Raw genomic sequence first — 14,502 nt, 5'->3', positions numbered from 1 at the left:
AATGGGGAAAAAGCATACAAGGCTAGTTGTAATAGGTGGTGGTACTGGCCTTTCTACGTTACTACGTGGTTTAAAGCATCACCCGTTTGATATCACTGCAATCGTAACAGTTGCGGATGATGGTGGTTCCTCAGGACGTTTACGTGATGATTATGATATCCCCCCGCCTGGTGATGTTCGTAATGTCATTGCGGCATTATCGGATGTGGAACCACTCGTTGAGCAAATGTTTCAATATCGTTTTTCCGTATCAGAAGATTTAAATGGTCATTCTCTTGGCAATTTAATGTTAACGGCCTTAACCGATATTACTGGAGATTTTAGCCATGCTATTAGCGAAATGGGAAAAGTTTTAAAAGTACATGGTCGAGTAATTCCAGCTGCTAATAAAAAAATTACTTTAAATGCCGAACTAGAAGATGGGGCAGTAATTCAAGGTGAGTCGAAAATTCCTACTGCTGGAAAGCGCATTGACCGCGTTTTTTTAGTGCCTGAAAATGTGCAGCCGTTACCAGAAGCAATACGCGCAATTAATCGTGCTGACTATATTTTAATAGGACCTGGTAGCTTATATACAAGTATTATTCCTAATTTGCTAGTAAAAGAAATTGGAGAAGCTGTAGTTAGAGCAAAGGGACGAAAAATTTATGTATGTAATTTAATGACCCAAAAAGGGGAGACCATTTCTTATACAGCAGGTGACCATGTTGAGGCAATTCACAAGCATGTTGGACATTCCTTTATTGATGCTATTTTAGTAAATGATGAACAACTTCCACATCCTGTTAAAGAGCTTTATAAAGAAGAATGTGCGGAACCCGTAACATTTGATGTTGGAAAGCTTGAAAGTATGGGATTAGAGGTTATTAAACGTGATATTGCAACCATTCGACCAGATGGGACAGTGCGCCATAATGCTGCAAATGTGGCACAATGGCTTGTGGATTATGCAAAAATCTTACCGAAAAAGTAAGGAAGCCAACAATAGAGTCCTAAAGAATGCTTGTTGTATATGGTAAGATGAACATATACATAGAAATAAAGGTCGAAAGGAGGGCGTAATATGTCATTTGCTTCAGAAACGAAAAAAGAGCTGACGCAAGTAGAAGCGGACGATTATTGTATGAAAGCAGAAGTATCTGCATTAATTCGTATGAATGGTTCATTATCTTTTGCAAACAAGCAACTTAGTTTAGACGTACAAACCGAAAATGCTGCGATTGCAAGAAGGCTTTACACTATTATGAAGAAGTTGTATCCATATAACGTAGAGCTACTTGTACGTAAGAAAATGCGTTTGAAAAAAAATAACGTGTATATATGTCGTGTGCGAGAAGGGGCGCGGGAGTTACTTATTGATTTAGCGATAATATCGGATGATTTCCAATTCAATCACACAATTTCTAAAGAGCTTATAAAAAAGAGTGGCCATAAAAGAGCTTACTTACGTGGAGCATTTTTAGCAGGTGGCTCGGTAAATAACCCAGAAACGTCTGCCTATCACTTAGAAATTTATTCTTTGTATAAAGAACACGGTGAAGCATTAATGGATTTAATGAATGAATTTGAGTTAAATGCAAAAACAATTGAACGAAAGAAGGGCTTTGTGACATACTTAAAAGAAGCGGAAAAGATTTCCGATTTTTTAAACATTGTCGGAGCTCATCAAGCGATGATGAAATTTGAAGATGTTCGCATACTACGCGATATGCGAAATAGTGTTAATCGTATTGTAAACTGTGAAACAGCAAACTTGAATAAAACAATCGGTGCTGCACTGCGCCAGGTAGAAAATATTCGCTTTATTGAAAATTCAGTAGGGCTGGATCAGTTGCCTGAAAAGCTTCGTGAAATTGCACGCTTACGTGTGGAATATCAAGATGTGACGTTAAAAGAACTTGGTGAAATGGTATCAAGTGGAACGGTTAGCAAATCAGGCGTTAATCATCGATTGCGTAAAATAGATGAAATAGCAGATGCACTAAGAAGAGGTGAAAAAATAGGCGGTTAAGCTTTCATACAAAAGACAGAAAGCAAGTGCAATCGCTTATTGTTCTTCTGCTGTAAAGTGCGGTAATATAAAACTAAGAGACGAACGGTAGTGAAGGAGAGAATTGCGAATGACTGAGAAAACAGTCCAGGTAAAATTAAAATTAGGACTTCAAGCTAGACAAGCGGCTTTGTTTGTACAGGAAGCAAATCGTTTTAGTGCTGATATTTTTCTTGAAAAAGATGAGAAAAAAGTAAATGCCAAATCCATTATGGGTGTAATGAGCTTAGCGATTGCTAAAGGTACGAAGGTTGTTTTAAGCAGTGAAGGTAGCGATGCAGAGCAAGCGGTTACATCATTAGCTGCTCTTATTGAAAAAGAAGACTAAATAAAAAACCCTCTAAGTCACCTGGACTTAGAGGGTTTTTAGCATCATCGCCGTTGCTTTCCGCGGGCTATGAGTGCCAGTCACTAGTGCAATTCGAAAGATTCGGAATTGTTTAAGTGCCTGACACACATAAAAAACCCGCTAAGTCATCTGGACTTAGCGGGTTTTTCTAATTAACGTTCGTTACGTACAAAAATGTGGTCGATTAAGCCGTACTCTTTAGCACGTTCAGCTGTCATGAAGTTATCACGATCAGTATCTCGTGAGATGACTTCTAGTGGCTGACCAGTACGTTCAGATAAAATACCATTTAATTTTTCACGAAGGAATAAAATGCGTTTTGCAGCAATTTCAATTTCAGTCGCTTGACCTTGTGCACCGCCAAGTGGTTGGTGAATCATTACTTCTGCATTTGGTAACGCATAGCGTTTACCAGGTTCACCAGCAGCAAGTAGGAACGCACCCATTGATGCAGCCATACCAATACAAATTGTTTGTACTTTTGGCTTGATGAATTGCATTGTATCGTAGATTGCCATACCAGCTGTAATAGAACCACCTGGTGAGTTAATGTAAAGAGAAATGTCTTTATCTGGATCTTCTGCTTCTAAAAATAGAAGCTGCGCAACGATTGAGTTTGCAACGTTGTCATCAATTGCACTTCCTAATAGGATAATACGGTCTTTTAGTAGTCGTGAATAAATGTCATAAGCACGCTCACCACGACTTGTTTGTTCAATAACTGTAGGAATTAAATTCATGTTAAATCCTCCTTAAAAAGCTAAATTCGAATACTTTTACTGAAATCATCCATTATATTTCAGTTGTAACCTTATCATACACATTATAGTCAGGGAAGGTCAAATATTAACGCTGATATTAAGAAATAAAATCCCTAATAAAAATTTTAAATAATAGTTGAATTGTGGACAATAGGTTTGTATAATGGAAAGGTCGTAAGTTAAAGTACAGTACACTATTTTGCAGGTATGCTTCTACAATGAGGGTTATCTACATGATGCTTTACCGTAAAGCCTAAGAGTGAGTACTTTTTTTTTATGTTCAATTGCCCTCGTGGTGTAATGGATAACACGTAAGATTCCGGTTCTTGCACTGGGGGTTCGATTCCCTCCGAGGGCGCCATCTACTGATGAATTGATTTACTTTTATAGCTCGATTCTCCTATTAAGTTGCTTAGCAGCCTGCTTAATGGAGAAAGAGAGGAATATGGTGGAAATCTGTCCCGTAGGCATTATTCCCATTATGATTCCTTTCTAAACCATCAAAAGCAATAACTCCAAAAAGTTTTTTAGTGAACATACTGATCGTGAAGCTAGCATTGCTAGCACAAAAGAAGAATCCTATCTGAGGGGATTCTTTTTTTGTGGTCAAAAATATCTAAATTTAGCATAAAAATCATCTTAATATTGCATAAGTATACATTTTCAGACATAGATATTGTTTTTATTACATAATTTCTCTACGTTTTGTATTATAAAATTAATTATTATGAAAAAATAATCACTTTTATACGAAATCGTATTGTATATCCCCTCTATTGACACTATAATTGACCTAATAGTCTAACATTTCCGAATTGATAAAATTGAATTAGTCGGAAAATATTAATCGTATAGGGGGAAAAACTATGAAAAAACGTTTTTGGACGTTATTAATGGTTGTAGCAGCATTTACGCTAGTACTAGTAGGCTGTGGTGCAAAAGAAGATGCATCTTCTGGTGACGCAGTTTCTGATGGTGGCGGTAAGGACAAAGTTTATAAGGTAGGTACAGAGGCTACTTTTGCACCATTTGAGTCGATTGACGATAAAGGGAATATTGTAGGATTAGATGTCGATATTTTGCAAGCGATTGCAGATGAAATGGGCTTTAAAGTGGAATGGGAAAACATCGGGTGGGAACCTGTATTCCAAACAATTAAAAATGGTGAAACACACATCGGTGCATCGGGGATTACGATTAATGAAGAACGTAAGGCGTCATTTGATTTTACAGAGCCATACTATGAATCTCAATTATTAATCGTAGTTAAAGAGGATTCAGATATTACGTCATTAGCAGATTTAAAAGATAAAAAGATTTCAGTGCAAATAAATGCCACTGGTCATATGGCTGCAAAAAAATTACAAGGTGATGCAAGCACAAACATTATGGCATTTGAAAGCCAACCTGTTGCTATTCAAGAAATGTTAAATGGGAACGTTGATGCAACAATTGGTGATAATGCAGTTATTTATGAATATATTAAAGCTAACCCAAAAGCAAAACTTAAAGTAGTTGAAGATGATGCATTTGAAAAAGAATACTACGGCTTTATGGTGAAAAAAGGTAATACGGAATTATTAAACCTATTGAATGAAGGTCTACAAAAAATTAAAGACAATGGTAAATTAAAAGAAATTACTGGTAAGGACTTTAAGTAATGGATGATGCCGTTAGCCTAATCATGCTAGCGGCTCATTTGATTTATTAGCGTATTTAATAGAGAAATTGATAGGGAAAGTAGGGGTTCTAATGGACATCTTTGATTTACGCTGGGACATAGTTTGGAACTACCGTGATATGTTTATCCGTGGTATTGGTATAACAATCATCTTAACACTCAGTGGTTATTTTGGTGGTATAATTTTAGGCTTACTATTAGGTTTAGGGAAAGTATCTAAAAATAAGTTTATTTACTGGCCATGTAAACTATATGTCGATTTATTCCGTGGGACACCAATGCTAGTGCAAATTTTATTAATTCATTTAGCGGTGATTCCAACGATTTTTGGCCATTCATTAGGATATATGGTGTCAGGTATAACTGCGCTTGTATTAAACTGTGCAGCCTATAATGCAGAAATATTCCGTGCGGGAATTCAAAGCATTGATAAAGGACAAATGGAGGCAGCGCGTTCTCTTGGCCTAACACACAATCAAGCGATGAAAAAAGTTATTTTACCACAGGCTTTCAGACGAATGATTCCACCACTTGGCAATGAATTTATTGCATTATTAAAAGACTCATCTTTAGTAACGGTTATTGCAGCGCCAGATATTTTATATGCAAGTAAAGTTGTGGCAGGTGCGAGCTTCCGTTTCTGGGAACCTTATATTGTAGCCGCATTGCTATACTTAGTTTTAACATATGTTGTGACAAAGGTAGTCGCGTTTATTGAAAAACGATTCAGCAACAGCTATATCCCTCGTAAAGCGGAAGGGAGAGAAGCAAGATGATTAGAATTGAAAACTTACACAAATACTTCGGAAAACTGGAAGTATTAAAGGGCATTGATTATGAAATACATGAAAAGCAAGTTGTCTGTGTTATTGGACCTTCAGGATCAGGAAAAAGTACTTTTTTACGTTGCATAAATATGCTAGAAGAAGTGACAGATGGTGCAATTTATATAGAGAATGTGAAGGTAAATGGACCAAAAACGAATATCAATGCTATTCGAGCAGAGGTCGGAATGGTATTCCAACAATTTAATTTGTTCCCTCACATGAATGTCATTGATAATGTAACAATGGCACCAATGCAAATTCGCAAAATGAACCGTGCAGATGCAGAGAAACTAGGGCATGAGTTACTGCAAAAGGTCGGGCTAGATAGTAAGGCTTACAATTATCCTGAGCAACTTTCAGGTGGACAACAGCAACGTGTAGCGATTGCAAGAGCATTAGCGATGAAACCTAAAGCTATTTTATTTGATGAGCCAACTTCCGCATTAGATCCAGAAATGGTGAAAGAAGTATTAGATGTTATGAAAAATCTAGCGATTGAAGGAATGACAATGATTGTCGTGACACATGAAATGGGCTTTGCACGAGAAGTTGGAGATCGTGTTGTGTTTATGGATGGTGGCTATATCGTAGAAGAAGGAACACCAGAAGAACTCTTTGGTAACCCGAAAAATGAGCGGACAAAAGCCTTTTTAGGAAAAGTTTTATAAAAAAATGGGAAAAACCATTCAACGCATAAGCGATGAATGGTTTTTTTGTATTTAATGGAGGGGATTTGTAGTTGTCGCATAGGCATCAAGCATTGCACGCATATCTTGTTGCGTGTATTGTGGCACTTGATAATAGCCATGCTTATTTTGGTAAATAGATACTTCGTATGCCATCTCGATGCAGTTGGGAATACTATCAGCAACTACGCGACGCACAACTGGATTTGTTGTTTCAGTTGCCGCTGCAGTCATACATTTAGCTGAACCTTTATGTGCACCAAGTAAGAAGCCTGAAATGACTTCATCATTGATCTCACTTGCATTTTGCATAGGCTTTTTCGGCTGAGAAGGCTTAATGCCATATTGGAAGTTGTTCCCTGTCTGCATTTCATAGCGACCAGTTGGAACAGAAGGATCATGCCCTGTTTTAAATGATTCCACAATCGTATTGTACATTCCGAGTGTGAAATTATATTGATTATCTAAAATGCTAAGTAGTTCTGGGTCTTTTACTTGTGGACGTAAAATAATGGATAGGTTTAGTCCAGCGATTATTTCGCCAATCGTTTCATGCATGTCCATAACTTCATGGCCACCATGATTTAGGCTTTGTTGTTGGTTAGGTGTTGTTGCATTGTTTTGTTCATTATAAAAAGATTGTGACAAAAAAAACGCCTCCTGAATGGTTTAGTTTGTTGCAGTAGTTAGTATGCCTTGCAAGTACTATTTCATACGATATAAATCCGTTTGCATATATTTAGCATAGCGATGTTTTTTTGCAACACATTAGAGGTATAACAAAAGAAAGTTAAGGAGGATAAAAAATTGAAAAAAATACTTGGACCAGTAGGGATAATCGTTATTATTTTAGCTGTATTAGCTTTACTATTTATTCCAAAATATAATAGTCTTGTAACCGCTGAGGAAAATGTTGACTCGAAGTGGGCTCAAGTCGAAAATCAGCTACAACGCCGTTACGATTTAATTCCGAATTTAGTGGAATCTGTAAAAGGGTACGCTAATCACGAGCAAGAAGTCATTACTAGCATTACGGAGGCGCGTGCACAAATGGGCAATGCACAAACACCCGAAGAACAAGCGAGTGCAAATGATGCGTTAAACGGCGCACTTAGTCGATTACTTGTAGTCGTAGAAAATTATCCGAATTTAAAAGCCGATGCAAATTTCCGTCAATTAATGGATGAACTGGCGGGGACAGAAAATCGACTAGCGGTAGCACGTGAGGATTACAATAATGAAGTACAAGGCTTTAATAAAAAAGTAAAACGCTTCCCAGGGAATATTATTGCAGGTATGTTTGGCTTCGAACAAAAGGAATACTTTAAGGCAGCGGCTGGAGCTGAAAAAGCACCTGCAGTAGATTTTAGTGATTCGGGTAAACAATAATGAAACGGTTGACAGTAACGCTTTTAGTTGCGTGTTTTATGTGGTTTGTTACAGCTAACAGCGCACTAGCACAGTTGCCCACACCAATGAAAAATACGTACATCCATGATTTTGCAAATGTGCTTTCAAGTTCTGTAAAGGAAGAACTTAATCATTATTCAGAGCAATTAGATAAAGGCACAGGTGCTGAAATAATGATTGTTACAATGGATAGCATTCAAGGGCAAGAGCCAAAAATGTATGCTACGCAATTAATTCGTGCATGGGGTATTGGAGATGAAAAGAAAAATAATGGTGTTCTGCTATTGGCTACATTTGGGCAAGGACAAGGAAATAATGATGTAGTCATTGCTGTTGGTCAAGGTTTAGAGGGAGCGTTACCAGATGGAAAATTAGGACGTATTTTAGATAATGCTTTTTATCCATCTGCAAGTACAGGTGAAGTCGATCAAGCTTTTCAAGCGACATATGCTGAATTATTTCAAACAGTAGCTAAAGAATATAATTGGGATGGAGAGATGCCGACACAAGCAGTGGAGGGTGAGTCAATGCCCAATTGGCTATTTGTGTTACTCGTTATTTTAGTGCTTGTTTTCATTATCTTCTCAAATGGCGGAGGCGGACCACGTTCAAGGGGACGCGGAGGTTATCCAGGAGGATTTGGAGGCGGCTTTGGCGGAGGTTTTGGTAGAGGTGGTTCCAGCGGTGGCGGGTTCGGTGGCTTTGGAGGCGGATCATCTGCAGGCGGCGGAGCAAGCCGAAAGTTTTAATTGTTTGGTGACTGGCACAATTTAAGTGCCAGTCACTCAAACAATTCTGAATACTGAAAATCCACGAAGACTCCTACGGGAAAGCACGCAATGTAAGACGCAACAAAGCGCGCATAAGCGAGGGTTGCGGCTTACGCTGTGCCCGCGGAAAGCGAAGTGGATTTTAACGCTTTAGAAGAACAAATTGTTTAAGTGCCAGTCACTCAAACGAAGGACTTTCCTTAATAGGAGGGTCCTTTTTTATTGGATAAAAAGGATAAATAAATAATTATTATCAATTATTGACAAATTAACTAATTTTGTTATAATTTCATTGTATCGACAAACGATATAACGAACACTGATATAAGGAGGAATTACTTTGAAAAAAAGATTTTTGTCAGCATCTTTAGCGGTCATTTTAACAGCCTCTGTTGTTTATCCTGTTTCCGTACAGGAAGTTCGTGCTGCTAATGAAACTAGCAACATTACTATTGCACAAGAGGAACGCCTAACAGCAAAAGAATTTCTTGATTTAGCTGTAACATCTTTAACATTCCAACATGGCTCAGAATCAATGCGTCAAGAAGTGATTAATAAGTGGGTTAAAGACGGTGAATTAGATAACTTAAGTAGTGCAATTAAACGTAATGAAGCCGCACGAATTTTAGTAAGAGCGCTTGAGAAAGAAGAAAAAGAAGTAACACTAGCAGACTATCTGGAAAAAGCAAATAAGCTAGGCTTATTTAATAGCATTTCAGAAAATAGTGAAACAATTTCTAAACAAGACGCTACTAAAATATTTACTACATTTAAGAGTTTAAAAAACGGTGCTAGTAACGAAGGTGTTAACGAAATTTCTGTAGAGGATTTTATGAAAAATCCAGGAAACTTCGGTTATCAGCTTTCACCAGATGGTAATTACATTACATTTGCATCAGCATGGGAAAGCCGTTCAAATGTTTTCGTGAAAAAAATGAATGATGATAGTGAACCAGTTCGTGTATCTAATTCAAAAGATCGTGATATTGCAGGATTCTTCTGGAAAGATGATACATTGCTTTATGCGAAAGATAAAGGTGGAGATGAAAACTTCCACATTTATTCTTCTACATTTAATGGTACAGAAGAAAAAGATTTAACGCCTTATCCAGGTGTAACTGTAGGAGTATTAAGTAGTTTACAAGGTGTTAAAGATGAAATTTTAATTATGATGAACAAAGAAGATGCAACAGTCTTTGATGTGTACAAGCTAAATGTTAAGACAGGCGAAACAAAACATGTTGCAAAAAATCCTGGTAACGTAGCAGATTGGTTAGCTGACCGTGATGGCAATATTCGTATAGCTGTAGTTTCAGATGGTGTAGAAGGTATGATTCTATATCGTGACACAGAAAAAGACGAATTTAAACCATTTATTGAAATGGCTGCGGGCGATGAAGTGACGCCACTAGCCTTCTCTAAAGATAATAAGCATATTTACGCAACTTCAAATAAAGGTAGAGATAAAGTAGAAGTAGTGAAATATGATCTTGAAGGTAACGAAGAAGTCATTATGTCGAACGAAGAAGTAGACGTAACTGGTGTATTATATAGTGGTGAGCAAGATAAAATTTTATACGGTGCATATGTAACGGATAAGGTACATTATCAATTCTTCGATGAAGATTTTGAAAAGCTATTCCGCAAAATTCAAGACAAGCTAGGCGTTGAAGAAAGTGAACTAGGCATCAATGACTACAATAAAGAAATGACGAAATTCATCGTCAGCGTGTCTAGTGACACAGTGTACGGCAAATATTACTACTATGACTCAACTACAGATGAAATGACAGAACTAGCAACATTAAGTCCTTGGTTAAAGTCAGAAGAGCTTGCAGAAATGCATCCTGTTTCTTATAAGAGTCGTGATGGTTTAACAATTAACGGTTATTTAACATTACCGAAAAACAAAGAAGCAAAAGATTTACCGCTTATCGTGAACCCTCACGGTGGACCATGGGCTCGTGATATGTGGGGCTTTAACCCAGAAGTACAGCTACTTGCAAACCGAGGCTATGCGGTACTACAAGTGAATTTCCGTTCATCTACTGGTTACGGAAAAGAATTTTTACAAGCTGGTAATAAGCAATGGGGTCTAAAAATTCAGGATGATATTACAGATGGCGTGCAATGGGCAATCGATCAAGGTATTGCTGATCCTGACCGCATCGGTATTTATGGTGCATCATTTGGAGGTTACGCAACATTAGCTGGTATTGCGTTTACACCAGATTTATATGCAGCAGCAGTTGACTATGTTGGTGTATCAAATATTTTCACATTGCTAGATACAGTCCCACCTTATTGGGAAACTATGCGTAATATGTTCTATGAGCGTGTAGGGCATCCAGAGAAAGACAAAGATCTGTTAACAGCAGTTTCGCCAGTCTTCCATGTGGATAAAATTAAAACACCATTATTTGTTGCGCAAGGTGCAAACGATCCACGTGTAAATCAGGCAGAATCTGATCAAATCGTTGAAGCGTTACGTGCAAGAGGCGTGGATGTAGAGTACATGCTGAAAGACAATGAAGGACATGGCTTCCAAAACGAAGAAAACCGCATTGAATTCTATAATGCGATGGTTAAATTCTTTGATAGCCATTTGAAAAATTAAAACAATGAGACTGTGCAGAAATTTTTTTGCACAGTCTTCTTTATTTGAAATTAATCTAAATTTCGGCCGTTGATTCCACTCAAATTGTTTGAGTGCCTGGCACTTAATGAGCAGCTCCTAAATAGTAGATATCCACTTTGCTTTCCGCTCAGCGCTCTGGAGCCACAACCCTCATGAGCACGCGGTTTGTTGTGTCTTACTTTACTTGGTAAACTTTAAAAGGAGTGGCATGAGAATTCAGAATTGTTTGAGTGCCTGACACCTAAATAGGAAGGGGTTGTGTGTAAATGAATGTGAAATTTTTTAGTCGTTCGCATTGTGAGCTTTGTGTAGAAGGCTTGCGTACATTAAAGCTTGTTCAAGAAGAACTGGATTTCTCAATCGACATTATCGATATAGAAAAAGATGATGCAGTACACGAAAAATATATGCTGATGATACCCGTTGTTGAAAAGGACGGAGAAGTCATCCAATATGGCAATTTAGACTATGTAACGTTGATGGAACATTTGTGCAGTGAATAACGAGTGTAGCGATGAGATGAACGTACATAATTGAATTGAAGCTTAAAAAATTCGTTTTTCACCAAGTGAAAAGCGGATTTTTTGTTTTCTTCTATAGATATAATTAAACCTACAATTTGCGTTATTCACAAATTGTTCAATGAAAGCGTTATGAATATGAACAGTTTGTGAAGAACTTCACACAAAGCTTTCTTTTTGAAAAAATTGGAGTAGAATAGGAATCAAGTAAGAGGTTGTTATAAAACAGTTAATCAAAAGTATCACATATTTACGTGGTTGTTATATTACAAAAATAAACTTAAAGGGAGATTTGACTATGTGGGTTATTACAGTATTTGAACAAAAGGACGTACGTATTTTTGAATACACAAACAAAACGGAAGCAACAAAAGCTTTAGCTGGCTTCAAGAAAAACGCCGTACTATCTTTCACTAAATAATAACATGCAGTCCCGCAGCCAAAAGAATTGGTTGCGGGATTTTTTATTTTCACGAACAACAATTTTTACAAACCATATGATAACGTGTATAAAGTTTGTAAAAGCAAACCATACCATTATTTACTTGCTCTTTTTTATAAAGCATATTATAATAAAATTACAAGTGGGACATAATTTTATATAGTGGGTTAAAAATCGTCCCACTAAAGTGAGAGGGAGTAGATATTTATGTTAACTGTTCCTGAGGCACAGCAAAGACTACTTCCAGAAATGAATCCACTTCTACAATCGAGATACCGTATTTTGCAATCGGTTCAGTTAATGCAACCAATTGGGAGACGAACACTAGCAGAGTCACTCAAAATGACAGAGCGTGAAATCCGTAAAGAAACAGATATTTTACGTGATCAAGGGTTATTAGATTCCCAAAAGTCGGGTATGGTATGTACGAGTGATGGTGAATTAGTTATTGAACAGCTTAGAGCATTAGTATATGAATGGTCTGGTCTAACACAGCTTGGCAAGGCGCTCGAAAACCATTTAGGACTACAGCATGTGCTAGTTGTTCCAGGTGATTATAACGATGACGAAACCGTATTAACATTGCTTGGAAAAGAGGCGGCACAGCAATTTCTTTCGACTATTGCTAATGAGCAAGTTGTAGCTGTTACTGGAGGAAAGTCAGTCGCTTCGCTAGCGCAGTTTTTACAACCAGTCGATGGTAACCACAATGTAACATTTGTTGCTGCTCGTGGCGGAATCGGACATGAAATGCAAATGCAGGCCAATACACTCGTTGCAACATTTGCTATGCAGATGGAAGCCCAGTACCGTACATTGTTTTTACCTGAGCATTTAAGTGAACAGGCATATCAGGCAATGTTAACGGAGCCAATGGTGACAGAAATCATGGCTTATTATGACCGTGCTGATTGCGTTATTCATGGTATCGGCTCTGCTGAAGAAATGGCGATTCGTCGTAATTCATCGCCCGAAGATTTGCGTATTCTCGAGGAAAAAGGTGCTGTCAGTGAGGCGTTCGGTTATTATTTTAACGCCGAAGGAGACATTGTGCATCGTATTCGTACGATTGGCATTCAACTTGAACAAGTTGAAAAATGTAAGCATATTATTGCGGTTGCAGCAGGAAAACAAAAGGTGAATGCAATGCTATCTTACTTTAAGGTAGCGCCGAAGCAGACGATTTTTATAACAGATGAGGCTGCTGCGAAAGCAATCGCTGAACGTTTACTGTAAAAATAAATCAATAAAACATTATTGGAGGAATTAACAATGGCATTAAAGTTAGCAATTAATGGATTTGGACGTATTGGACGTTTAGTATTTCGTGAAGCAATGAAACATGATGAGTTTGAAGTAGTTGCAGTGAATGACTTAACAGATGCAGGTCAACTTGCACACTTATTAAAATACGATTCTGTACATGGTATTTATGATGCTGATGTCAATGCAGACGAAGATTCTTTCGTAGTGAATGGAAAAACAGTGAAAGTATACGCTGAAAAAGACCCAGCACAATTACCTTGGGGTGAGCTTGGCGTAGATGTTGTTCTTGAATGTACAGGTCGATTCCGCTCAATGGATGAGGTAGGCAAACATATTGAAGCAGGTGCTAAAAAAGCAATTTTATCTGCTCCAGCTAAAGGCGATATGCCGACATTTGTAATGGGTGTTAACCACGAAGATTACAATCCAAAAACAGATGATGTCATTTCAAATGCATCTTGTACAACAAACTGTTTAGCGCCAGTAGCTAAAATTTTAGATGAGAAATTCGGCATTGAGCGCGGTATGATGACAACAATTCACTCATATACAAACGATCAACGAATCCTTGACTTCCCGCACTCTGATCCACGTCGTGCACGTGCAGGGGCAGTGTCAATGATTCCAACAACAACAGGAGCAGCAGTAGCCGTTTCGAAAGTATTACCTCAATTAAAAGGTAAGCTTGATGGATTCTCTATGCGTGTTCCTACACCGAACGTATCATGTGTGGATTTAGTTGTAGAACTAAAAGCAGATGTAACAAAAGATGCGATTAATGCGGCTTTAAAAGAAGCTTCAGAAAATGAGCTAAAAGGTATTTTAGGCTACAATGAGCTACCATTAGTATCAATTGATTACAATGGCAACCATAACTCTTCAACTGTAGATGGTCTTTCAACAATGGTTTTAGAAAATAGTATGGTGAAAGTTCTTGCTTGGTATGACAATGAAATTGGTTACTCTACTCGTTTAATGGACCTTGCATTATATATCGCACAACAAGGGTTAAATCATAAATAAGTGTCATAATTCGCAATTTGAAGTAAAAAGTGTGACATAATACGGCTTTTTACGCACAAAAAGTATAGCCTTTATAAT

The 14,502-nt window shown here is 37.6% G+C and carries 15 protein-coding genes and 1 tRNA gene; 14 read left to right on the top strand and 2 right to left on the bottom strand.

Annotated elements, in window-relative coordinates:
* Position 1 precedes the first annotated feature (1 nt).
* The 3 genes from ACIQ1H_RS17250 (at position 2) to ACIQ1H_RS17240 (ending at position 2,378) form a co-directional block, all read left to right on the top strand.
* Complete coding sequence (locus ACIQ1H_RS17250) at positions 2-973, top strand: gluconeogenesis factor YvcK family protein (RefSeq protein WP_402890367.1); 972 nt, start codon at positions 2-4, stop codon at positions 971-973.
* Between the two features lie 90 nt (positions 974-1,063).
* Complete coding sequence (gene whiA, locus ACIQ1H_RS17245) at positions 1,064-2,011, top strand: DNA-binding protein WhiA (protein WP_173479448.1); 948 nt, start codon at positions 1,064-1,066, stop codon at positions 2,009-2,011.
* A gap of 109 nt (positions 2,012-2,120) precedes the next feature.
* Complete coding sequence (locus tag ACIQ1H_RS17240) at positions 2,121-2,378, top strand: HPr family phosphocarrier protein (protein ID WP_173479449.1); 258 nt, start codon at positions 2,121-2,123, stop codon at positions 2,376-2,378.
* A 173-nt stretch (positions 2,379-2,551) separates the two neighbouring features.
* Here the strand turns inward: ACIQ1H_RS17240 and clpP are convergent, their stop codons facing one another.
* The gene (gene clpP, locus ACIQ1H_RS17235) at positions 2,552-3,139 is read right to left on the bottom strand and encodes an ATP-dependent Clp endopeptidase proteolytic subunit ClpP (RefSeq protein ID WP_024363901.1); all 588 of its coding nucleotides are present in this window, start codon (positions 3,137-3,139) and stop codon (positions 2,552-2,554) included.
* Positions 3,140-3,446: 307 nt separating this feature from the next.
* Between clpP and ACIQ1H_RS17230 the strand changes: the two genes are divergently transcribed.
* The 4 genes from ACIQ1H_RS17230 to ACIQ1H_RS17215 all read left to right on the top strand — a co-directional run bounded on the left by ACIQ1H_RS17230 (position 3,447) and on the right by ACIQ1H_RS17215 (position 6,336).
* Positions 3,447-3,521, top strand: a tRNA-Arg gene (locus ACIQ1H_RS17230).
* A 505-nt stretch (positions 3,522-4,026) separates the two neighbouring features.
* Positions 4,027-4,821, top strand: coding sequence for a basic amino acid ABC transporter substrate-binding protein (locus ACIQ1H_RS17225; RefSeq protein WP_173479450.1), 795 nt, complete (start codon positions 4,027-4,029; stop codon positions 4,819-4,821).
* A 91-nt stretch (positions 4,822-4,912) separates the two neighbouring features.
* Entirely contained in the window at positions 4,913-5,617 is a 705-nt protein-coding gene (locus ACIQ1H_RS17220; protein WP_173479451.1) for an amino acid ABC transporter permease, read from the top strand.
* Positions 5,614-6,336 (top strand): amino acid ABC transporter ATP-binding protein, encoded by a 723-nt coding sequence (locus tag ACIQ1H_RS17215; protein WP_173479452.1) that lies wholly within the window; start codon positions 5,614-5,616, stop codon positions 6,334-6,336. Before ACIQ1H_RS17220 ends, ACIQ1H_RS17215 begins: the two co-directional genes overlap by 4 nt.
* Before the next feature lie 51 nt (positions 6,337-6,387).
* Here ACIQ1H_RS17215 and ACIQ1H_RS17210 read toward each other — a convergent pair whose 3' ends face one another.
* Positions 6,388-7,002: a spore coat protein gene (locus ACIQ1H_RS17210; protein ID WP_173479453.1), complete on the bottom strand. Its 615-nt coding sequence runs from the start codon at positions 7,000-7,002 to the stop codon at positions 6,388-6,390.
* Positions 7,003-7,161: 159 nt separating this feature from the next.
* Between ACIQ1H_RS17210 and ACIQ1H_RS17205 the strand changes: the two genes are divergently transcribed.
* The 7 genes from ACIQ1H_RS17205 to gap all read left to right on the top strand — a co-directional run bounded on the left by ACIQ1H_RS17205 (position 7,162) and on the right by gap (position 14,424).
* Positions 7,162-7,743: a LemA family protein gene (locus tag ACIQ1H_RS17205; RefSeq protein ID WP_402890365.1), complete on the top strand. Its 582-nt coding sequence runs from the start codon at positions 7,162-7,164 to the stop codon at positions 7,741-7,743.
* Positions 7,743-8,513, top strand: a complete 771-nt coding sequence (locus ACIQ1H_RS17200) for a TPM domain-containing protein (protein ID WP_402890363.1) — start codon at positions 7,743-7,745, stop codon at positions 8,511-8,513. The genes ACIQ1H_RS17205 and ACIQ1H_RS17200 overlap by 1 nt, the downstream gene beginning before the upstream one ends.
* Positions 8,514-8,874: 361 nt before the next feature.
* The gene (locus tag ACIQ1H_RS17195) at positions 8,875-11,151 is read left to right on the top strand and encodes a S9 family peptidase (protein ID WP_402890361.1); all 2,277 of its coding nucleotides are present in this window, start codon (positions 8,875-8,877) and stop codon (positions 11,149-11,151) included.
* A gap of 287 nt (positions 11,152-11,438) precedes the next feature.
* Positions 11,439-11,675 (top strand): glutaredoxin family protein, encoded by a 237-nt coding sequence (locus ACIQ1H_RS17190; protein ID WP_402890360.1) that lies wholly within the window; start codon positions 11,439-11,441, stop codon positions 11,673-11,675.
* A gap of 316 nt (positions 11,676-11,991) precedes the next feature.
* Positions 11,992-12,114 carry a hypothetical protein gene (locus ACIQ1H_RS17185; RefSeq protein ID WP_255313811.1) on the top strand — a complete coding sequence of 41 codons (123 nt, stop codon included), beginning with the start codon at positions 11,992-11,994 and terminating at the stop codon, positions 12,112-12,114.
* Between the two features lie 228 nt (positions 12,115-12,342).
* Positions 12,343-13,371 carry a sugar-binding transcriptional regulator gene (locus ACIQ1H_RS17180; protein ID WP_402890359.1) on the top strand — a complete coding sequence of 343 codons (1,029 nt, stop codon included), beginning with the start codon at positions 12,343-12,345 and terminating at the stop codon, positions 13,369-13,371.
* Between the two features lie 36 nt (positions 13,372-13,407).
* On the top strand, positions 13,408-14,424 hold the full coding sequence (gene gap / locus ACIQ1H_RS17175; protein WP_402890358.1) for a type I glyceraldehyde-3-phosphate dehydrogenase: 1,017 nt from the start codon (positions 13,408-13,410) through the stop codon (positions 14,422-14,424).
* Positions 14,425-14,502 lie beyond the last annotated feature (78 nt).

It is taken from the genome of Lysinibacillus sp. NPDC097279, from assembly GCF_044761745.1.
Taxonomy (GTDB): Bacteria; Bacillota; Bacilli; order Bacillales_A; family Planococcaceae; genus Lysinibacillus.
The sequence above is the reverse complement of the archived record's forward strand: the minus strand, read 5'-3'. Positions and strand labels throughout refer to the sequence as shown.